Source organism: Pantoea sp. X-Soil-MYKO-1785 (assembly GCF_059730675.1).
In genome coordinates this window covers 2,920,116-2,940,086 of sequence record NZ_AP036000.1, presented here as the reverse complement: position 1 = coordinate 2,940,086, position 19,971 = coordinate 2,920,116, and the positions used below count along the sequence as shown (strand labels likewise).

17 protein-coding genes are annotated in these 19,971 nt (G+C 55.7%); 15 read left to right on the top strand and 2 right to left on the bottom strand.

All coding sequences use genetic code 11. The features are described from left to right. Positions 1-351: 351 nt before the first annotated feature. Positions 352-555: a hypothetical protein gene (locus tag AC6I8D_RS13920; RefSeq protein WP_312055906.1), complete on the bottom strand. Its 204-nt coding sequence runs from the start codon at positions 553-555 to the stop codon at positions 352-354. 375 nt (positions 556-930) lie between these two features. Between AC6I8D_RS13920 and lrhA the strand changes: the two genes are divergently transcribed. The 15 genes from lrhA (at position 931) to AC6I8D_RS13845 (ending at position 18,267) form a co-directional block, all read left to right on the top strand. Next, positions 931-1,854 carry a transcriptional regulator LrhA gene (lrhA, locus tag AC6I8D_RS13915; protein WP_021509211.1) on the top strand — a complete coding sequence of 308 codons (924 nt, stop codon included), beginning with the start codon at positions 931-933 and terminating at the stop codon, positions 1,852-1,854. A gap of 655 nt (positions 1,855-2,509) precedes the next feature. Continuing rightward, entirely contained in the window at positions 2,510-2,953 is a 444-nt protein-coding gene (locus AC6I8D_RS13910) for an NADH-quinone oxidoreductase subunit A (protein WP_031376237.1), read from the top strand. A 15-nt stretch (positions 2,954-2,968) separates the two neighbouring features. After that, positions 2,969-3,646 carry a NuoB/complex I 20 kDa subunit family protein gene (locus AC6I8D_RS13905; protein WP_009089012.1) on the top strand — a complete coding sequence of 226 codons (678 nt, stop codon included), beginning with the start codon at positions 2,969-2,971 and terminating at the stop codon, positions 3,644-3,646. Positions 3,647-3,762: 116 nt separating this feature from the next. Further along, complete coding sequence (gene nuoC, locus AC6I8D_RS13900; RefSeq protein WP_497820357.1) at positions 3,763-5,562, top strand: NADH-quinone oxidoreductase subunit C/D; 1,800 nt, start codon at positions 3,763-3,765, stop codon at positions 5,560-5,562. A gap of 2 nt (positions 5,563-5,564) precedes the next feature. After that, positions 5,565-6,080: an NADH-quinone oxidoreductase subunit NuoE gene (gene nuoE / locus AC6I8D_RS13895; RefSeq protein WP_046288191.1), complete on the top strand. Its 516-nt coding sequence runs from the start codon at positions 5,565-5,567 to the stop codon at positions 6,078-6,080. 2 nt (positions 6,081-6,082) lie between these two features. Continuing rightward, positions 6,083-7,423 carry an NADH-quinone oxidoreductase subunit NuoF gene (gene nuoF, locus AC6I8D_RS13890; protein ID WP_031376234.1) on the top strand — a complete coding sequence of 447 codons (1,341 nt, stop codon included), beginning with the start codon at positions 6,083-6,085 and terminating at the stop codon, positions 7,421-7,423. A gap of 114 nt (positions 7,424-7,537) precedes the next feature. Then, positions 7,538-10,261, top strand: a complete 2,724-nt coding sequence (gene nuoG, locus AC6I8D_RS13885) for an NADH-quinone oxidoreductase subunit NuoG (RefSeq protein WP_497820356.1) — start codon at positions 7,538-7,540, stop codon at positions 10,259-10,261. Then, positions 10,258-11,235 carry an NADH-quinone oxidoreductase subunit NuoH gene (gene nuoH, locus AC6I8D_RS13880; protein WP_046288193.1) on the top strand — a complete coding sequence of 326 codons (978 nt, stop codon included), beginning with the start codon at positions 10,258-10,260 and terminating at the stop codon, positions 11,233-11,235. The genes nuoG and nuoH overlap by 4 nt, the downstream gene beginning before the upstream one ends. Before the next feature lie 11 nt (positions 11,236-11,246). Further along, a complete protein-coding gene (gene nuoI, locus AC6I8D_RS13875) occupies positions 11,247-11,789 on the top strand; it encodes an NADH-quinone oxidoreductase subunit NuoI (protein WP_009089021.1) in 543 nt (180 codons plus the stop codon). Positions 11,790-11,799: 10 nt separating this feature from the next. Continuing rightward, on the top strand, positions 11,800-12,351 hold the full coding sequence (gene nuoJ, locus AC6I8D_RS13870) for an NADH-quinone oxidoreductase subunit J (RefSeq protein ID WP_031376231.1): 552 nt from the start codon (positions 11,800-11,802) through the stop codon (positions 12,349-12,351). Next, positions 12,348-12,650: an NADH-quinone oxidoreductase subunit NuoK gene (nuoK, locus tag AC6I8D_RS13865; protein WP_003854236.1), complete on the top strand. Its 303-nt coding sequence runs from the start codon at positions 12,348-12,350 to the stop codon at positions 12,648-12,650. The genes nuoJ and nuoK overlap by 4 nt, the downstream gene beginning before the upstream one ends. Beyond that, positions 12,647-14,482: an NADH-quinone oxidoreductase subunit L gene (gene nuoL, locus AC6I8D_RS13860; RefSeq protein WP_312055909.1), complete on the top strand. Its 1,836-nt coding sequence runs from the start codon at positions 12,647-12,649 to the stop codon at positions 14,480-14,482. Before nuoK ends, nuoL begins: the two co-directional genes overlap by 4 nt. Positions 14,483-14,687: 205 nt before the next feature. Then, entirely contained in the window at positions 14,688-16,208 is a 1,521-nt protein-coding gene (gene nuoM / locus AC6I8D_RS13855; protein ID WP_031376229.1) for an NADH-quinone oxidoreductase subunit M, read from the top strand. A 6-nt stretch (positions 16,209-16,214) separates the two neighbouring features. Beyond that, complete coding sequence (nuoN, locus tag AC6I8D_RS13850) at positions 16,215-17,672, top strand: NADH-quinone oxidoreductase subunit NuoN (RefSeq protein WP_497820355.1); 1,458 nt, start codon at positions 16,215-16,217, stop codon at positions 17,670-17,672. A gap of 130 nt (positions 17,673-17,802) precedes the next feature. Beyond that, on the top strand, positions 17,803-18,267 hold the full coding sequence (locus tag AC6I8D_RS13845) for a GNAT family N-acetyltransferase (RefSeq protein ID WP_497820354.1): 465 nt from the start codon (positions 17,803-17,805) through the stop codon (positions 18,265-18,267). Positions 18,268-18,299: 32 nt separating this feature from the next. Here AC6I8D_RS13845 and AC6I8D_RS13840 read toward each other — a convergent pair whose 3' ends face one another. Next, positions 18,300-19,958: a glucan biosynthesis protein D gene (locus tag AC6I8D_RS13840; protein WP_069728987.1), complete on the bottom strand. Its 1,659-nt coding sequence runs from the start codon at positions 19,956-19,958 to the stop codon at positions 18,300-18,302. Positions 19,959-19,971 lie beyond the last annotated feature (13 nt).

The following is a 19,971-nucleotide window of genomic DNA, read 5'->3' as shown; positions in this document are numbered from 1 at the left end:
CAGAAATCAAACCAGCACAATGTACTCTCCTCACGGACACAAAAGAAGGGTGCCGCTCGGTTTTGGCGGGTTCAACAACTTTTCCGGTCGCGTGTAGTGTAAAAGTTATCTGTTAACATAATTATTAGTTAAACTATCCATATTAGGATAATTAAACGATATTTTAAACTGACAAAGGTCGACAGATATGGCGGCTGGCTGGCACATTATGAAACATTTTTGGAACTTATGACGGCGGAACCTTTGCCCGCTTTTGAAATACACACCGTGTGAAATAGTTAAATGATATTTTATTGATGGCTAAATAGTGACCATTCAGGGCAGGGCGATTTCACTTACGGCTTAAGACTGTTAAAGACTGGTGCGGCTATCACCCTGTAATTCGCGCAGAAGTCCCAAAAGATCAGGGCCGGATGGCAGCAGATAAGCGGAATTCAAGCTATTGTCTGTCACTTCACTGCTGAAATTTTTCTCACCGACCGGATGAAAAGAAAGCACCTGGCTGCCAGGATGCGCTGGAAACGCCTTTAGCACAAAATTTACAGCGGTTTTCACAAAATCATTTCCATTTTGAAGTCAAAAATGATTAAGTATAATTTATTATTTAGTGCGTATGGCCGCTCCGCTTAATGCGGTGCCCCATCACACATTCTGTCCCGCCTGGCCTTTTTGGGTGGGAATAAGACAACTACACAGCTTCCTGCATACGCGCACCCCCGCGCCTTCGGTTCAGAAGTTGTATCTGTCTTCCGACCCTGTTGATCTTCAGCTTTATCCTGGTCTTCAGCGGTCTGTAAACGTACGTGGAATTTTTTGTGTCAGTCTCAACACAGGACTGTCATTGAGCACCATTACTGCTTATCACTTTGATAAGCTTAGTAATAACACCAGGGTAGTAGTTCGTAAAAATCTAATAAGTGAAGAAAAAACATGACTAATGCAAATCGTCCGATACTGAATCTCGACCTCGATCTGCTGAGAACCTTCGTTGCCGTTGCTGACCTGAATACTTTTGCGGCGGCGGCTGCAGCGGTCTGCAGAACCCAGTCAGCAGTCAGCCAGCAGATGCAACGTCTGGAGCAATTGGTAGGTAAAGAGCTGTTTGCCAGACATGGACGTAATAAGCTGTTAACTGAGCACGGAATCCAGCTGTTAGGTTACGCCAGAAAAATCCTTCGTTTTAATGACGAAGCCTGCACCTCTCTGATGTACAGCAATATTCAGGGTGTGCTGACTATTGGCGCTTCCGATGACACGTCTGACACCATTCTGCCGTTCCTGCTAAACCGCGTAACCTCGGTCTATCCGAAACTGGCGATTGATGTACGGGTAAAACGTAACCCTTTCATGATGGAAATGCTCAACCAGGGCGAAGTGGACCTTGTGGTCACCACCTCCAGCCCGGGCAATTTCACCTATCAGGTGCTGCGCACCTCGCCAACCTTGTGGTATTGCGCGGCGGATTACATCTTCCAGCGCGGTGAAGCCATTCCATTGGTATTGCTGGATGAGCCAAGTCCTTATCGCGATATGGCGATCGATCATCTCAACGAAGCGGGCATCCCATGGCGTATTTCGTACGTGGCGTCGACGCTGGCTGCGGTACGTGCTGCGGTTAAAGCAGGATTGGGTGTGACGGCACGTCCGGTAGAGATGATGAGTCCGGAACTGCGGGTGATGGGTGCGGCTGAAGGGCTGCCGGTTCTGCCGGATACGCAGTATCTGCTGTGTCGTAACCCTGACAGCGATAATGAACTGGCGCTGGCGATCTTTAACGCCATGCAGTCCACCAACGATCCGTATAACCTGAGCGCTAATCCTGACGGTACACTGTTACTGGATGACGAAGAATAATTTTGCTGCCTCCATGCTGCGCAAATAATGCGCAGAATGCGCGCATCAAAACCCCGATAAAAAAGCCTTTCATTCTGTAAGCAGAGCGAGAGGCTTTTTTTTGCCTGCCGCTATCATCCTGACCCTCTGAATTTCCCCCTGAATCGTCTTTTTCAATAGTCACCGGTTGCAATTAATTTCATCTTTGCGCTATCTGAAATTTACCCACCAAAAAAACGGACGTTATGTTTCGGCTAGTGCTAAAAAACGGAGAAATTTAACGCAAAAAGGGCAGAAGTGTGTTCTGGATCAAGAAAATACCCCTGCTAAGGGGAAGGAAAACACAGTGATACCTGTCAAAATATGTTTGTTAAATGCACGATCCATGCATGTAAATACCCGCTACACTAAAATTAACCCCACAGACTGAAGCGATTTAGCTGGAAAGCGGGGCATCATTTGTTAATAATATGATGCAGGTGTGAAATAATGTTTGGATACTTTTGTCAAAGTTGACAAAAGGTTATAGAAAGGAGTAAAAAACCCCATAAAATTGCTGTTTATTTAAGAATAACAGCGACGTTTAAAAGGTTTTTATCCTTCCCTTGAATCGATGTGGTCAGTTTGCTGCGGGAAACGCGTGCAGGATGCCAGCGCCACTTTTGATGAGTAAGCAATGAGTATGTCAACTACCACCGAAATCATCGCTCAGCATTGGGCGTTTATCGTCTTTATCGTCATCGCATTTGGCCTGTGTGCTTTCATGTTGACCGGAGGATGGCTGCTTGGCGGCAGAGCACGCGCGCGTCATAAAGATACGCCGTTCGAATCGGGCATTGAGTCGGTCGGCGATACCCACATCCGCCTGTCGGCAAAATTTTATCTGGTTGCGATGTTTTTCGTCATCTTCGACGTCGAAGCCCTCTTTTTATACGCATGGGCGACCTCAATCCGCGAAAGCGGCTGGGTCGGCTTTGTGGAAGCCGCAATTTTCATTTTGGTGCTCCTGGCGGGCTTGGTCTATCTGGTACGCATCGGCGCACTCGATTGGGCTCCTGCACGTCGCCGGGTCGTGGTTAAAACCACCACGATCAGTCACACCAATCCTCACAAGCAGTAAAAGAGAGGCAATAAGATGGACTATACGCTCACCCGCATAGACCCGAACGGTGGTGAGAACGACCGTTATCCTCTGCAAAAGCAGGAAATCGTCAGCGATCCGCTGGAGCAGCACGTTCATCGCAGCGTTTACATGGGCAAACTCGAAAATGCCCTGCACGACATGGTGAACTGGGGACGTAAAAACTCCCTGTGGCCTTACAACTTCGGCCTCTCCTGTTGTTATGTAGAGATGACGACCTCGTTTACCGCAGTGCATGACGTGGCGCGTTTCGGTGCCGAAGTTATGCGTGCCTCGCCTCGTCAGGCCGACTTTATGGTTATCGCCGGTACGCCATTTACCAAAATGGCCCCGGTGATTCAGCGTCTGTATGACCAGATGCTGGAGCCGAAATGGGTGATCTCTATGGGTGCCTGCGCTAACTCCGGCGGCATGTATGACATCTATTCCGTGGTGCAGGGCGTGGATAAATTCCTGCCGGTTGATGTGTATATTCCTGGCTGCCCGCCGCGTCCGGAAGCCTATATGCAGGCGCTGCTGCTGTTGCAGGAGTCGATCGGCAAAGAGCGCCGTCCGCTGTCATGGGTGGTCGGCGATCAGGGCGTTTACCGCGCCAACATGCAATCCGAGCGTGAAAGAAAACGCGGTGAGCGCATTGCGGTCACCAACCTGCGTAGCCCGGACGAAGTGTAAGTTAACCGTATGGATGGCAAACCGCGCCTGCAGCAGAACATCACAATTTAATGCATGGCCCCATCCTGACGCCTTCATTTGAGTGCCTGAGACCAGGCCGGAATGGTGAGTAACGTATGACAGATTTGACCACGCAAGATCTCGCTCAGCCTTCATGGCAAACCCGTGATCACCTTGATGACCCGGTGATTGGCGAGTTGCGTAACCGTTTTGGGCCGGATGCCTTTACCGTTCAGGCGACCCGCACCGGGATTCCGGTGGTCTGGGTGAAGCGTGAACAGCTACTGGAAATCATCGAGTTCCTGCGTAAATCACCCAAGCCTTACGTCATGCTGTATGACCTGCATGGCATGGATGAGCGTTTACGTACCCACCGCGCAGGCTTGCCTGCAGCGGATTTTTCCGTTTTCTATCATTTCCTGTCGATTGAACGTAATCGCGACATCATGCTCAAGGTGGCGTTATCTGAAAATGATATGCACCTGCCGACCATCACCCGTCTGTTCCCGAATGCCAACTGGTATGAGCGTGAAACCTGGGAGATGTTTGGCGTGACCTTTGACGGTCACCCGCACCTGACCCGCATCATGATGCCGCCGACCTGGGAAGGGCACCCGCTGCGTAAGGACTATCCGGCGCGCGCCACTGAATTCGATCCGTTCACGCTGACCAAACAGAAAGAAGATCTGGAGATGGAGGCGCTGACTTTCAAGCCTGAAGACTGGGGCATGAAGCGCAGCACCACCAATGAGGACTTCATGTTCCTCAACCTCGGTCCTAACCACCCGTCGGCGCACGGGGCTTTCCGCATCATTCTGCAGCTGGATGGCGAAGAGATCGTCGACTGCGTACCTGACATCGGTTACCACCATCGCGGTGCCGAAAAGATGGGTGAGCGTCAGTCGTGGCACAGCTACATTCCCTACACCGACCGCATCGAATATCTCGGCGGCTGCGTCAATGAGATGCCTTATGTGCTGGCGGTAGAGAAACTGGCCGGTATCGTGGTGCCGGATCGCGTTAACGTGATCCGCGTGATGCTGTCTGAACTGTTCCGTATCAACAGCCACCTGCTTTACATTTCGACCTTTATTCAGGACGTCGGCGCCATGACGCCGGTGTTCTTTGCCTTTACCGATCGCCAGAAAATTTATGACGTGGTTGAAGCCATTACCGGCTTCCGTATGCACCCGGCGTGGTTCCGCATTGGCGGCGTAGCGCACGACCTGCCGAAAGGCTGGGAACGCCTGCTGCGTGACTTCCTTGACTGGATGCCGAAGCGTCTGAAGGAATATGACAAAGCCGCACTGCGTAACAGCGTGCTGGTAGGCCGTTCCAAAGGCGTTGCCGCCTACAACATGGAAGAAGCGCTGGCCTGGGGCACCACCGGTGCCGGTCTGCGCGCCACCGGTCTCGACTTTGACGTGCGTAAATGGCGTCCATATTCCGGCTACGAAAACTTCGATTTCGACATCCCAATCGGTTCCGGCATCAGTGATGCTTACAGCCGCGTCCAGCTGAAGATGGAAGAGATGTGGCAGTCGCTGCGTATTCTTGAACAGTGCCTGAACAACATGCCGGAAGGGCCGTTCAAAGCCGATCATCCGCTGACTACGCCGCCGCCGAAAGAGCGCACGTTGCAGCACATTGAAACGCTGATCACCCACTTCCTGCAGGTCTCGTGGGGCCCGGTAATGCCGGCCAACGAATCCTTCCAGATGATTGAAGCGACCAAAGGGATCAACAGTTACTACCTGACTAGCGACGGCAGCACCATGAGCTACCGCACCCGTGTGCGCACGCCCAGCTTCCCGCATCTGCAGCAGATTCCTTCAGTCATCCGCGGCAGCCTGGTATCCGACCTGATCGTATACCTCGGTAGTATCGATTTTGTTATGTCAGACGTGGACCGCTAATTATGCACGATCAACACATTGCCATTAAAACGATCGACCCCAACGAGGTCTTCGTGCTGAGCGCGGAAGAACATCACGCCATTGAGCACGAAAAACACCACTACGAAGATGCGCGTGCAGCCTCAATCGAAGCGCTGAAGATCGTGCAGAAAGCGCGCGGCTGGGTGCCGGATGGCGCAATTCACGCCATTGCTGAGGTGCTGGGCATTCCGGCCAGTGACGTGGAAGGCGTGGCGACATTCTACAGCCAGATCTTCCGTCAGCCGGTTGGCCGCCATGTGATCCGCTACTGCGACAGCGTGGTGTGCCACATTACCGGCTATCAGGGCATTCAGGCTGCGCTGGAACAGAATCTGAATATCAAACCGGGCCAGACCACGGCGGACGGACGTTTTACCCTGCTGCCGACCTGCTGTCTGGGCAACTGCGATAAAGGGCCAACGATGATGGTGGATGAAGATACCCACGTGCATCTGACGCCAGAAGGCATCGCCACTTTGCTGGAGCAGTATCAATGACACTGAAAACTATCATTCGTACTGCTGAAACCCATCCTCTCACCTGGCGGATGCGCGACGACAAGCAGCCGGTGTGGATTGATGAATACCGCAGTAAAAACGGTTATGCCGGCGCTGAAAAAGCGTTAAACAGCATGTCGCCTGACGAAATCGTGGCGGCGGTCAAAGACTCTGGCCTGAAAGGGCGCGGCGGTGCGGGCTTCTCCACCGGGCTGAAGTGGAGCCTGATGCCGAAAGATGAGTCGATGAACATCCGTTACCTGCTGTGTAACGCCGATGAAATGGAGCCGGGCACCTATAAAGACCGCCTGCTGATGGAGCAGATGCCTCACCAGCTGGTGGAAGGGATGCTGATCAGTGCCTTTGCGCTGAAGGCTTATCGTGGCTACATCTTCCTGCGTGGCGAATACATTGAAGCCGCGGTGCATCTGCGCCGGGCGATTGCTGAAGCCACCGAAGCGGGCTATCTCGGTAAAAACATTCTCGGCACCGGTTTTGACTTCGAACTGATCGTTCACACCGGCGCGGGACGTTACATCTGCGGCGAAGAGACGGCGCTGATTAACTCGCTGGAAGGGCGTCGTGCTAACCCGCGTTCCAAACCGCCTTTCCCGGCGAGTGCGGGCGCATGGGGTAAACCGACCTGCGTTAACAACGTCGAAACGTTGTCAAACGTGCCGGCCATCCTGGCAAACGGCGTCGACTGGTACAAAGGCATCTCGAAAAGCGACGACGCCGGCACCAAGATGATGGGCTTCTCCGGTCGGGTGAAAAATCCTGGCGTCTGGGAACTGCCGTTCGGCATTACCGCACGTGAAATTCTGGAAGATTACGCCGGCGGAATGCGTGACGGACTGCGCTTCAAAGCCTGGCAGCCAGGTGGGGCAGGGACCGACTTCCTGACCGATGAGCACCTGGATCTGCCAATGGAATTTGCCAGCATTGGCAAAGCCGGCAGCCGTCTGGGTACTGCGCTGGCGATGGCGGTCGATCACGAAATCAATATGGTTTCGCTGGTGCGCAATCTCGAAGAGTTCTTCGCCCGTGAATCGTGCGGCTGGTGTACGCCATGCCGTGACGGCTTGCCGTGGAGCGTAAAAATTCTGCGCGCGCTGGAGCAGAAGCAGGGTCAGCCAGGCGACATCGAAACCTTACAGCAACTTTGTCGTCAGCTCGGCCCGGGTAAAACCTTCTGCGCACATGCGCCGGGTGCGGTTGAGCCGCTGCAGAGTGCGATTAAATATTTCCGTGAAGAGTTTGAAGCCGGCATTGCGCCGCAGGTGTTTGGTAATACCCGCGCGATTGGCGGGATTCAGCCAAACCTGCTGAAAGCGCGCTGGTAATTCGCCGCAGCACACGGAAACAGGCCTGGTGCCGCCGCCCCGATAATCGCAGTGTGTCGGGGCAAGAATTTGATTAACGCTCGTTTCTGACGAGCCTTACGGAAGCATGTCACTATGGCTACAATCCATGTAGACGGTAAAGAGTATGATGTGAACGGAGCGGACAACCTGCTACAGGCGTGTCTCTCTCTGGGCCTTGATATTCCTTATTTTTGCTGGCATCCGGCGCTGGGAAGCGTTGGGGCCTGCCGCCAGTGCGCGGTAAAGCAATTCCAGAATGCCGAAGATACCCGCGGCCGTCTTGTCATGTCCTGCATGACGCCGGCTTCTGACGGCACATTTATCTCCATCGACGATGGCGAAGCGAAAGAGTTCCGCGAAAGCGTGGTGGAGTGGCTGATGACCAACCACCCGCACGACTGCCCGGTCTGTGAAGAAGGGGGTAACTGTCACCTGCAGGATATGACAGTGATGACCGGGCACAGCTTCCGCCGTTATCGCTTCACCAAACGTACCCACCGCAATCAGGACCTCGGCCCGTTCATTTCTCACGAGATGAACCGCTGTATCGCCTGCTATCGCTGTGTGCGTTACTACAAAGATTATGCCGACGGCAAAGATCTCGGGGTCTATGGCGCGCACGACAACGTCTATTTCGGTCGCCCGGAAGATGGCACGCTGGAGAGCGAATTCTCCGGTAACCTGGTTGAGATCTGTCCGACCGGCGTGTTCACCGATAAAACCCACTCCGAACGCTATAACCGTAAATGGGATATGCAGTTTGCACCGAGCATCTGCCAGCAGTGCAGCGTCGGCTGTAACACCAGCCCGGGTGAGCGTTACGGCGAACTGCGCCGCATCGAGAACCGCTACAACGGTACGGTAAACCACTACTTCCTGTGTGACCGTGGCCGTTTTGGTTACGGCTACGTCAACCGCAAAGATCGCCCCCGCCAGCCGATGCTGCTGCGCGGCAACGACTGGGTGACACTGAACGCAGAACAGGCGGTGAATGCCGGCGCGGATCTGCTGCGTCAGGCGAAAAAAGTGATTGGTATCGGTTCGCCGCGCGCCAGCATTGAAAGCAACTTTGCACTGCGTGAGCTGGTTGGTGCCGAAAACTTCTCCACCGGGATGCCGGCGGGCGAACAGGCCCGGCTGGAACTGATGCTGAAAGTATTGCGTGAAGGCGGGATCTATACGCCATCGCTGCGCGAAATTGAAAGCTACGATGCGGTGCTGGTGCTGGGTGAAGATCTGACCCAGGTGGGCGCACGCGTGGCGCTGTCAGTGCGTCAGGCCGTTAAAGGCAAAGCGCGCGACATGGCCGCCGCTCAGAAAGTAGCAGACTGGCAGATTGCAGCGATCCTCAACATCGGTCAGAACGCCAAACATCCGCTGTTTATCACTAACGTCGATGAAACCCGCCTGGATGATATCGCTGCCTGGAGCTACCGCGCACCGGTTGAAGATCAGGCGCGCCTCGGTTTCGCCATCGCTAACGCGCTGGATGAAACAGCCCCGGCGGTGACCGATTTCGACAGCAAGCTGAACGGCAAGATGGATGTCATCGTGCAGGCGCTGGCCGGCGCGAAAAAACCGTTAATCATCTCCGGTACCCACTCCGGCAGCAGCGCGATGATCGAAGCGGCTGCCAACGTGGCCAAAGCGCTGAAAGCGCGCGGTGCCGACGTCGGGATTACGCTGCTGGCGGGACACGCTAACAGTGTGGGTCTTGGCCTGATGGGCGGCAATACGCTGGAAAGCGCGCTGGAGCAGCTGAGCAACGGTGAAGCCGATGCGCTGGTAGTGCTGGAAAACGATCTCTATCGTCATGCACCGAAAGCGCTGGTGGATGCGGCACTGGCACAGACCACCAACGTGATTGTGGTGGATCATCAGCGTACCGCCACGCTGGAGAAAGCCGGTCTGGTGTTATCGACTGCCAGCTTCGCCGAAAGTGACGGAACCTCGATTAACCACGAAGGCCGCGCGCAGCGTTTCTTCCAGGTTTACGATCCTTCCTACTACGACAACAGCATTGTGATGCTTGAAAGCTGGCGCTGGCTGCATTCGCTGCACAGCACGCTGGAAAGCCGTCACGTCGACTGGACGCAACTGGACCACGTGATCGATGCGGTGGTGAGTCATCTGCCACAGCTGGCCGGCATCAAGGATGCGGCACCGGATGCCAGCTTCCGTATTCGCGGGCAGAAACTGTCGCGTTCACCGCACCGTTCCAGCGGTCGTACCGCCGCGCGTGCCAATATCAGCGTGCACGAACCGCGTCAGCCGCAGGATCAGGACACCATGTTCGCCTTCTCAATGGAAGGCAACAACCAGCCAGGCGCGCCACGCTCGCAGATTCCGTTTGCCTGGGCACCGGGCTGGAACTCACCGCAGGCGTGGAACAAATTCCAGGTTGAAGTGGGCGGTAAACTGCGTAACGGCGATCCGGGCGTACGCCTGTTTGAAGCCAGCGCAGCCCAGCTGCCGTGGTTCAGCAACGTCCCTGCGGCGTTTGTCAGCGAAGCACAATGGCGGGTGGCACCGTATTATCAGCTGTTTGGCAGTGAAGAGATGTCACAGCGTTCGCCGGTATTCCAGCAGCGCATGGCGCAGCCGATGCTGGTGATTAACCCGGAAGATGCGGCGAAACTGGGCGTTAACAACGGTGCAGCCGTTGAGTTCACCTGTGCCGGTGAAACCGTACGTCTGCCGGTCCGTTTCTCGGCGTCACTGCAGGCGGGACAGATTGGTCTGCCGCTGGGCATGCCGGGTGTACCGCCGTTCCTGGCGAACGGAAAAATCGACAAACTGCAGGAGACGGCGCAATGAGCTGGTTAACACCGGATGTTATCGACATTCTGCTGGCCATCGGTAAAGCCATCGTCATTCTGCTGGTGGTGGTGGCCTGTGGCGCGTTCATGAGCTTCGCCGAGCGTCGTCTGCTCGGCCTGTTCCAGAACCGTTACGGACCGAACCGGGTAGGCTGGGGCGGCTCGCTGCAGCTGGTAGCGGACATGATCAAAATGTTCTTTAAAGAGGACTGGGTCCCGCCGTTTACCGACCGCTTCATTTTCACCCTGGCCCCGGTTATCGCTTTCGTGTCGCTGCTGCTGGCGTTTGCGATTGTGCCGGTGTCGCCGACCTGGATGGTGACGGACCTGAATATCGGTCTGCTGTTCTTCCTGATGATGGCGGGCCTGGCGGTCTACGCGGTGCTGTTCGCTGGCTGGTCGAGTAACAACAAATACTCGCTGCTGGGTGCGATGCGTGCTTCCGCGCAGACGCTGAGCTACGAAGTGTTTCTCGGCCTGTCGCTGATGGGCGTGGTGGCGCAGGCGGGCTCGTTCAACATGAACGATATCGTCAACAGCCAGACGCACCTGTGGAACATCATTCCGCAGTTCTTCGGCTTCGTGACCTTCTGTATTGCTGGCGTTGCGGTCTGTCACCGTCATCCATTTGACCAGCCGGAAGCGGAGCAGGAACTGGCCGATGGTTACCACATTGAATATGCCGGTATGAAGTTCGGCCTGTTCTTTGTCGGCGAATATGTGGCGATTACCACCGTGTCGGCGCTGATCGTCACGCTGTTCTTTGGTGGCTGGCATGGCCCATTCCTGCCGCCGTTCATCTGGTTCGCCCTGAAAACGGCGTTCTTTATGATGATGTTCATCCTGATTCGTGCTGCGCTTCCGCGTCCACGCTATGACCAGGTGCTGTCGTTCGGCTGGAAAGTGTGTCTGCCGTTGACGCTGTTGAACCTGCTGGCGACCGCCGCAGTGATTCTCTACACAGCGCAGTAAGGGGTTAACAAATGACTTTAAAAGATATTGTCGTTGGCTTTGGCACGACAGTGCGCAGTATCTGGCTGATCGGCCTGCACGCCTTCGCCAAACGTGAAACGCAGATGTACCCGGAAGAGCCGGTTTATCTGCCACCGCGTTATCGCGGCCGCATCGTGCTAACCCGCGATCCGGATGGCGCTGAGCGTTGTGTAGCCTGTAACCTGTGCGCCGTTGCCTGTCCGGTCGGCTGTATTTCGCTGCAGAAAGCGGAAACCAAAGATGGTCGCTGGTACCCGGAGTTCTTCCGCATCAACTTCTCACGCTGCATCTTCTGCGGCATGTGTGAGGAAGCCTGTCCGACCACGGCGATTCAGCTGACGCCCGATTTCGAACTGGGTGAGTTCAAGCGTCAGGATCTGGTGTACGAGAAGGACGATCTGCTGATCTCGGGTCCGGGTAAATATCCGGAATACAACTTCTACCGCATGGCGGGTATGGCGATTGACGGTAAAGATAAAGGCGAAGCGGAAAATGAAGCCAAGCCTATCGACGTCAAAGGCTTATTACCTTAAGGAGCAAGGCATGGAATTTGCGTTTTATCTTTGCGGGCTGGTGGCGGTGCTGACGACGTTGCGCGTCATTACCCACACTAATCCGGTACATGCGTTGCTGTACCTGATCATTTCGCTGCTGTCGATCGCCGGCGTCTTCTTCTCGATGGGCGCCTATTTTGCCGGCGCGCTGGAGATCATCGTTTACGCCGGTGCGATTATGGTGCTGTTCGTTTTCGTGGTGATGATGCTGAACCTGGGCAAACAGACTGAGAAGCAGGAACGCGAGTGGCTGAGTCCGTCACTGTGGATTGGGCCTGGCCTGGTCTCGCTGTTGCTGCTGGTAGTCATGGTCTACGCCATCCTGACCGCGAACGATCAGGGCATTGACGGCACCATTATCGACGCGAAAGCGGTCGGCATCAGCCTGTTTGGTCCTTACGTGCTGGCGGTTGAACTGGCGTCAATGCTGCTGCTGGCGGGTCTGGTGGTGGCGTTCCACGTCGGTCGTGAAGATCGTCAGGGTGAAGTTCTCAGCAACCGCGTTTCTGACGCCGCGCAAGCGAAAAAGGAGAATGCATGATCCCGTTACAACATGGATTGATACTTGCTGCTGTGCTGTTTGTCCTCGGACTGACCTCGCTGGTGATCCGCCGCAATCTGCTGTTTATGCTGATTGGCCTGGAGATCATGATCAACGCCGCTGCCTTAGCGCTGGTGGTTGCGGGGAGCTACTGGGGACAGGCCGATGGACAGGTGATGTATATCCTGGCGATCAGTCTGGCCGCCGCTGAAGCGAGTATTGGCCTGGCGCTACTGCTCCAGCTCTATCGTCGTCGTCAGACGCTGAACATTGACACTGTGAGCGAGATGCGCGGATGAATCTTCTCTATTTAACAGTACTGTTTCCGCTAATCGGCTTCTTGCTGTTAGCATTTTCCCGTGGTCGCTGGTCAGAAAATCTGTCGGCCGCTATTGGTATGGGATCGGTAGGACTGGCGGCGCTGACCACGGTGATGGTCGGTGTCGACTTCTTCGCCAACGGCCAGCAGGCTTATACCCAGGCGCTCTGGACCTGGATGCAGGTCGGCAATTTTGACATGAAAGTGAACCTGACGCTGGACGGCCTGTCGCTGACCATGCTGTCAGTGGTCACTGGCGTCGGTTTCTTCATCCACATGTTCGCCTCCTGGTACATGCGCGGTGAAGAGGGCTACTCGCGCTTCTTCGCCTACACCAACCTGTTTATCGCCAGCATGGTGGTTCTGGTGCTGGCCGATAACCTGATGCTGATGTATCTCGGCTGGGAAGGGGTAGGGCTCTGCTCTTATCTGTTGATCGGCTTCTACTACAGCAATCCGGACAACGGCAAGGCGGCGATGAAAGCGTTCATCATCACCCGTGTCGGCGACGTGTTTCTGGCGTTCGCGCTGTTCATTCTCTATAACGAGCTGGGCACGCTGAACTTCCGCGAGATGATGGAACTGGCACCGGCGCACTTTGCCGCAGACAACCACATGCTGCAGTGGGCGACGCTGATGCTGTTGGGCGGCGCGGTCGGTAAATCGGCACAGTTACCGCTGCAGACCTGGCTGGCGGATGCGATGGCCGGTCCGACGCCGGTCTCGGCACTGATCCACGCCGCGACCATGGTGACCGCCGGTGTTTACCTGATTGCCCGCAGTCACGGACTGTTCCTGCTGACGCCGGAAGTGCTGCATCTGGTCGGCATTATCGGGGCGATTACCCTGGTGCTGGCTGGCTTTGCCGCGCTGGTGCAAACCGATATCAAACGCGTACTCGCTTACTCCACCATGAGCCAGATTGGCTACATGTTCCTGGCGTTGGGCGTACAGGCGTGGGATGCGGCGATTTTCCACCTGATGACGCACGCCTTCTTTAAAGCGTTGCTGTTCCTCTCTTCCGGTTCAGTGATTCTGGCCTGCCACCACGAGCAGAACATCTTTAAGATGGGCGGCCTGCGTAAGAGCATTCCGCTGGTTTACACCTGCTTCCTGGTGGGCGGCGCGGCGCTGGCGGCACTGCCTCTGATTACTGCGGGCTTCTACAGTAAAGATGAGATCCTGTTTGGCGCACTGGCCAACGGTCACGTCAATCTGATGGTTGCCGGTCTGGTGGGCGCTTTCCTGACTTCTATCTACACCTTCCGCATGATCTTCATCGTGTTCCACGGTGAAGAGAAAATTCATGCGCATGCCGGTAAAGGCATTACCCATCATCTGCCACTGATTGTGCTGCTGCTGCTTTCCACCTTCATCGGCGCGCTGATTACGCCGCCACTGGCTGGCGTACTGCCTGCTAATGAGTTTGGTGAAGCCGGCAAAGTGGGACTTGAAATCACCTCTGGCGTGGTCGCTGTGGTTGGCATTCTGATTGCTGCCGCGCTGTGGCTGGGCAAACGTGAGCTGGTAACGAAGATCGCTAACAGCGCGCCGGGCCGTTTCTTCGGTACCTGGTGGTTCGCTGCATGGGGCTTCGACTGGCTCTACGACAAAGTGTTCGTCAAACCTTACCTTGGTATTGCGTGGCTGCTGAAACGCGATCCACTGAATGCCCTGATGAACCTGCCTGCGCTGTTCTCACGTATCGCCAATAAAGGCCTGGTGGTCAGTGAAAATGGGTACCTGCGCTGGTACGTCGCGTCGATGAGTGTCGGTGCCGTAGTGGTGCTGGCCCTGATGCTGGTGATTTAAAGATTGATGAGCGGGGTGGGTTAGCTCACCCCAACGAAGAATGTCAAAATAACCTGAGTAATGAGCGTCATCGTCGCCGCCAGTTTTATCACCGCCAGCGCACAGCAACCGGAGCATACCGAGGTATGTGAGGATTGCGAGCACTGCCGGGGATGAAAATGGCAAGTAAGATAGCTCAGAAAAGGAAATATAAGGGAAGTGTGCCGTGTTATTACCTTGGCTAATTATCATACCCTTCGTCGGTGGTCTGATTTGCTGGCTGACCGAGCGCCTTGGCGCGAAGGTGCCACGCTGGATCGCACTGATCACCATGGGGCTGACGTTGGCGCTTTCGCTGCAACTCTGGTTGCAGGGAGGCTATTCACTGACGCAGGCAGCGGGTATTCCGCAGTGGCAGTCAAGTTTCTCCGTACCGTGGATCCCACGCTTCGGCATCAGCTTCCATGTCGCCATCGACGGTCTGTCGCTGCTGATGGTGGTGCTGACCGGCCTGCTCGGCCTGATGGCGGTGCTCTGTTCCTGGAATGAGATTTCAAAGTATCAGGGCTTTTTCCACCTGAATCTGATGTGGATTCTGGGTGGCGTGATCGGGGTGTTCCTTGCCATCGACATGTTCCTGTTCTTCTTCTTCTGGGAAATGATGCTGGTGCCGATGTACTTCCTCATCGCGCTATGGGGTCATAAAGCCTCTGACGGTAAAACCCGTATTACCGCCGCCACCAAATTCTTCATCTATACCCAGGCGTCAGGTCTGGTGATGCTGATTGCGATTCTGGGACTGGTTTTCGTCCACTACAACGCCACCGGCGTCTGGACCTTTAACTACGAGCAGCTGCTGAAAACGCCGATGTCGAGCGGTGTCGAGTATCTGCTGATGCTGGGCTTCTTTATCGCTTTCGCGGTGAAAATGCCGGTGGTTCCATTGCACGGCTGGTTGCCGGATGCGCACAGTCAGGCACCGACTGCAGGTTCGGTCGACCTGGCCGGGATCCTGCTGAAGACCGCGGCTTACGGTTTACTGCGCTTCAGCCTGCCGCTGTTCCCGAACGCCTCCGCCGAGTTCGCGCCGATTGCCATGTGGTTAGGCATTATCGGTATCTTCTACGGCGCCTGGATGGCCTTCTCGCAGACCGATATCAAACGTCTGATCGCCTACACCTCAATTTCGCACATGGGCTTTGTGCTGATTGCGATCTACACCGGCAGCCAGCTGGCGTTCCAGGGTGCGGTGGTGCAGATGATTGCGCACGGCCTGTCAGCCGCGGCACTGTTCATCCTGTGTGGTCAGCTGTACGAGCGTCTGCATACCCGTGACATGCGTCAGATGGGCGGCTTGTGGTCACGAATTAAATGGATCCCTGGCCTGTCGCTGTTCTTTGCCGTGGCTAACCTCGGGATGCCGGGCACCGGTAACTTCGTCGGCGAATTTATGATTCTGACCGGCAGCTTCCAGGTGGTGCCAGTGATTATCGTCATCGCCACCTTTGGTCTGGTGTTCGCCTCGGTCTACTCGCTGGTGATGATGCAGCGCGCTTACTATGGCGAAGCGAAATCGAAAGATCCGCTGCCGGGCATGTCGCCGCGTGAGTTTCTGACCATCGGGGTTCTGGTGGTGCTGCTGGTGCTGCTGGGCGTCTATCCACAGCCGATTCTGGATACTTCGCACGCTGCCATGAGCAATATTCAGCAGTGGTTTACCGCTTCAATTTCAACTACAAGGCCGTAATTCGCCATGACAATAACTCCTCAACAATTGATCGCGTTGCTGCCGCTGTTAATCGTCGGATTGACGGTGGTGGTTGTGATGCTGTCCATTGCCTGGCGACGCAACCACTTCGTTAACGCCACGCTAACGGTGGTGGGCCTGAACCTGGCGCTGCTGTCACTCTACTTTGTCGGCCAGGTCGGGGCGATGGATGTCACGCCGCTGCTGCGGGTCGATGGCTATTCCATTTTCTATACCGCGCTGGTGATGCTGGCCAGTCTGGCAACCTGTACCTTTGCTTATCCGTGGCTGGCGGGCTTCCCCGACAACAAAGATGAGTTCTATCTGCTGGTGCTGATTGCGGCACTCGGTGGCATCGTGCTGGCCAGCGCCAACCATCTGGCGGCGCTGTTCATCGGTATTGAGCTGCTGTCACTGCCGCTGTTTGGTCTGATTGGCTACGCTTTCCGCCAGAAACGTTCGCTGGAAGCGGCGCTGAAATACACCATCCTGTCGGCGGCGGCCTCGTCGTTCCTGCTGTTTGGTATTGCGCTGATTTACGCGGATTCCGGTAACCTGAGCTTCGTGACGCTGGGCAAGAGCCTGACTGACAGCATGATCCAGGAGCCGCTGTTGCTGGTGGGTCTGGGCATGATGATCATCGGCCTCGGCTTCAAGCTTTCGCTGGTGCCGTTCCATCTCTGGACGCCGGATGTTTATCAGGGCGCGCCTGCGCCGGTTTCAACCTTCCTCGCCACCGCCAGCAAGATTGCTATCTTTGGCGTGATTATGCGTCTGTTCATGTACGCGCCGGTAACTGATAGTGAAGCGGTGCGGACGGTACTGGGCGTGATCGCGTTCGTCTCGATCCTGTTCGGTAACCTGATGGCGATTTCGCAGAGTAATATCAAGCGTCTGCTGGGCTACTCCTCTATCGCCCATCTCGGTTATCTGCTGGTGGCGCTGATTGCGGTGAAAGATCATCAGCTGTCGCTGGAAACGGCCGGGGTTTATCTGGCCGGTTACCTGTTCAGCAGCCTCGGCGCGTTTGGCGTGGTCAGCCTGATGTCCAGCCCGTATCGTGGTCCGGATGCCGATTCGCTCTACTCCTATCGTGGTCTGTTCTGGCATCGTCCGATCCTGTCAGCCGTGATGACGGTGATGATGCTGTCACTGGCCGGTATCCCGATGACGCTCGGCTTTATCGGTAAATTCTACGTTATCGCTTCGGGCGTCAGTGCGCATCTGTGGTGGTTAACCGGTGCGGTGGTGGCGGGCAGTGCGATTGGCCTCTACTACTATCTGCGCGTCACGGTGAGCCTCTATCTCAGCCCGCCGGAACTGCATACCCGCGATACGCCGGCTAACTGGGCCTTTACTGCTGGCGGCGTAGTGGTGCTGATTTCAGCGATTCTGGTGCTGCTGTTAGGGGTTTACCCGCAGCCGCTGATTACGCTGGTGCAGATGGCCCAGCCGCTGATGTAAGTTCGACCCTGACTGAACAATCAGGCCTGCGGGCCTGATTTTTTTTGCCTGTAATTTGCCTGCAGCGCGGCCAGGATCTGTCCCGACACAGGCCGATTCGCTAAAGTGAGTAAGCTGACAAGGAGACCCTATGGACATTATCTGGCTGGATAAACATCATCGTGAACTGACCACCGCCGAGCTGTATGCGCTGCTGGCACTGCGCTGTGCGGTGTTTGTGGTGGAGCAGCAGTGCGCCTATCTGGATGTGGATGGCGACGATCTGCAGGGCGACAACCGCCATCTGCTCGGGATGCACAACAACCAGCTGGTCGCCTATGCGCGTCTGCTGGCCCCGGCCGATGCGGGCAGCCCGGTAAAGATTGGTCGGGTGATTGTCTCTGATAGCGTGCGCGGTGCCCGGCTGGGCAACCGCCTGATGGCCGAGGCGCTGGCGAGCTGCCAGCAGCACTGGCCGGGACGGGATCTGTTTCTCTCCGCCCAGGCACATCTTCAGGCGTTCTATGGCCAGCACGGTTTTGTAGCGATCGGTGAGATCTACCTTGAAGATGGCATTCCGCACATTGACATGCAGAAAGCCGCCGCGGCAGGTTAAAAAAGGCGAGGCCAGTGCCTCGCCTTTCGGACTTAGCCCACCGTCATCTGCCGGTCATCAACATATTTGCGCTGGTCCGGTGCGGGCGGGAAGTACTGATAAAGCCAGGTTTCACTCAGAGTTTCCTCCTTGCTGCGCAGGAACAGACGCATATCCACCGGCTGGGTAGAATCGCTGTTTGGATACCAGTCAAACAGAATACGGTAGCCTTTCAGCGGTTCCACGTAGAGGATCTCAACCTGCTTCACGCTGCCGGATGAAACGGTAATCACCGGTTCAATGCCTTTCGGCGCCGCAGCCTGCAGATCGCCACCTATAAAGTCGATGGCGAAGCGACGGCTCCAGGTTTCCGGGAAGTGTTCGCCAGGTGCCCAGCCTTCCGGGAAACCACCCATACCGGTGCGGGTAGCATCGACGCGCGCCAGACCGCTGCGAACCGGCGGCAGACCGCTCCAGTAGAGTTTGTAGGAGAAGTTCAGCTCGCTGCCTGCCTTCACGGGTTCAGCCGGCTGCCAGAAGCAGACGATGTTATCCAGCGTCTCACCGGTGGTCGGGATCTCCATCAGATTGATCGCGCCTTTACCCCATTTACCGACCGGCTCAACCCACAGGCTCGGGCGTTTGTCATACCAGCCAATCACGTCCTGATAATCTTTGAAGTCGTGATTAAGCTGCAGCAGACCAAAACCGCGTGGGTTCTCATCTTCATAAGCGTTGAATTGCAGGCGCTGCGGATTATTCAGCGGACGGGCAATCCATTCGCCTTTTCCGGTCCACATCGCCAGGCGATCGGAGTCATGAATCTGAGGATGGTAGGTGTTGCACATGCGGCGTTCGTTGGTGCCGCAGCTGAACATACTGGTCATTGGCGAGATGCCGATCTGACGGATCTCTTTACGGGCAAACAGGTGGTTTTCCACTTCCATCACCACGCGTTTATCTTCGCAGTGGATGATGAACTTATAGGCGCCGGTAATGCTGGCCCCATCGAGTAACGCGTAACAGGTGAAGGTGGTGTCTTCCGCTTTCGGCGTTTCAAACCAGAAGGCGGTGAAATCCGGGAACTCTTCCTGACCGTTACTGAAGGTGTTGATGGCGACACCCCGGGCGGATAAGCCGTACTGGAAGGTCTCATCAACGGCACGAAAGTAGCTGGCACCAAGGAAGGAGACGATGTCACGACGCGCCAGTTCCGGCTTTTTAAACGCCCGGAAACCGGCAAAGCCGAGATCGGTTTTGCCTTCCAGCTGTTTGGTATCAACGTGGGCATTGTTGTAATTGAACAGCTCAGGACGGAAGTGGATCTCACGTGCCTGGCGGCTCTCGCCGTCGACTGAGAACATGCGGATACGGCGTTTAAAGCCCATCCCGACGTGGAAGAACTGAACGTCAAGTTCACGGTCGGGAATGTTGTTCCACAGTGAATGGTTGGCGTCATACTGAATTTCGTTATACGCCTGCGGAGTCAGTGTCGCCAGCGTCTGCGGCAGCGCGCCTGGCGCGCCACTCCAGGGTTGCTTTGCCAGGGCGGCCGCGTTCTTCTTCAATACGTCGAAATCGAAGCGTACTGCGGTTCCGTCAGCAATGCCATCTTCTGCCCAGGCGGATTGCGCAAACAGCGTTGACAGGCCGGTCATGCCGCTGACGGCGGAGAAGGCCATTGACGCTTTCATAAACATTCTTCGATTCATGCCAGAGATCATT

What these genes read in the sequence shown, in the direction of transcription:
- nuoH (WP_046288193.1), top strand. Translation starts at nt 10,258, where the DNA reads ATGAGCTGGTTAACACCGGATGTTATCGACATTCTGCTGGCCATCGGT.
- nuoK (WP_003854236.1), top strand. Translation starts at nt 12,348, where the DNA reads ATGATCCCGTTACAACATGGATTGATACTTGCTGCTGTGCTGTTTGTC.
- nuoL (WP_312055909.1), top strand. Translation starts at nt 12,647, where the DNA reads ATGAATCTTCTCTATTTAACAGTACTGTTTCCGCTAATCGGCTTCTTG.
- nuoC (WP_497820357.1), top strand. Translation starts at nt 3,763, where the DNA reads ATGACAGATTTGACCACGCAAGATCTCGCTCAGCCTTCATGGCAAACC.
- nuoE (WP_046288191.1), top strand. Translation starts at nt 5,565, where the DNA reads ATGCACGATCAACACATTGCCATTAAAACGATCGACCCCAACGAGGTC.
- AC6I8D_RS13910 (WP_031376237.1), top strand. Translation starts at nt 2,510, where the DNA reads ATGAGTATGTCAACTACCACCGAAATCATCGCTCAGCATTGGGCGTTT.
- AC6I8D_RS13845 (WP_497820354.1), top strand. Translation starts at nt 17,803, where the DNA reads ATGGACATTATCTGGCTGGATAAACATCATCGTGAACTGACCACCGCC.
- AC6I8D_RS13840 (WP_069728987.1), bottom strand. Translation starts at nt 19,958, where the DNA reads ATGAATCGAAGAATGTTTATGAAAGCGTCAATGGCCTTCTCCGCCGTC.
- nuoI (WP_009089021.1), top strand. Translation starts at nt 11,247, where the DNA reads ATGACTTTAAAAGATATTGTCGTTGGCTTTGGCACGACAGTGCGCAGT.
- lrhA (WP_021509211.1), top strand. Translation starts at nt 931, where the DNA reads ATGACTAATGCAAATCGTCCGATACTGAATCTCGACCTCGATCTGCTG.
- nuoG (WP_497820356.1), top strand. Translation starts at nt 7,538, where the DNA reads ATGGCTACAATCCATGTAGACGGTAAAGAGTATGATGTGAACGGAGCG.
- nuoN (WP_497820355.1), top strand. Translation starts at nt 16,215, where the DNA reads ATGACAATAACTCCTCAACAATTGATCGCGTTGCTGCCGCTGTTAATC.
- AC6I8D_RS13905 (WP_009089012.1), top strand. Translation starts at nt 2,969, where the DNA reads ATGGACTATACGCTCACCCGCATAGACCCGAACGGTGGTGAGAACGAC.
- nuoJ (WP_031376231.1), top strand. Translation starts at nt 11,800, where the DNA reads ATGGAATTTGCGTTTTATCTTTGCGGGCTGGTGGCGGTGCTGACGACG.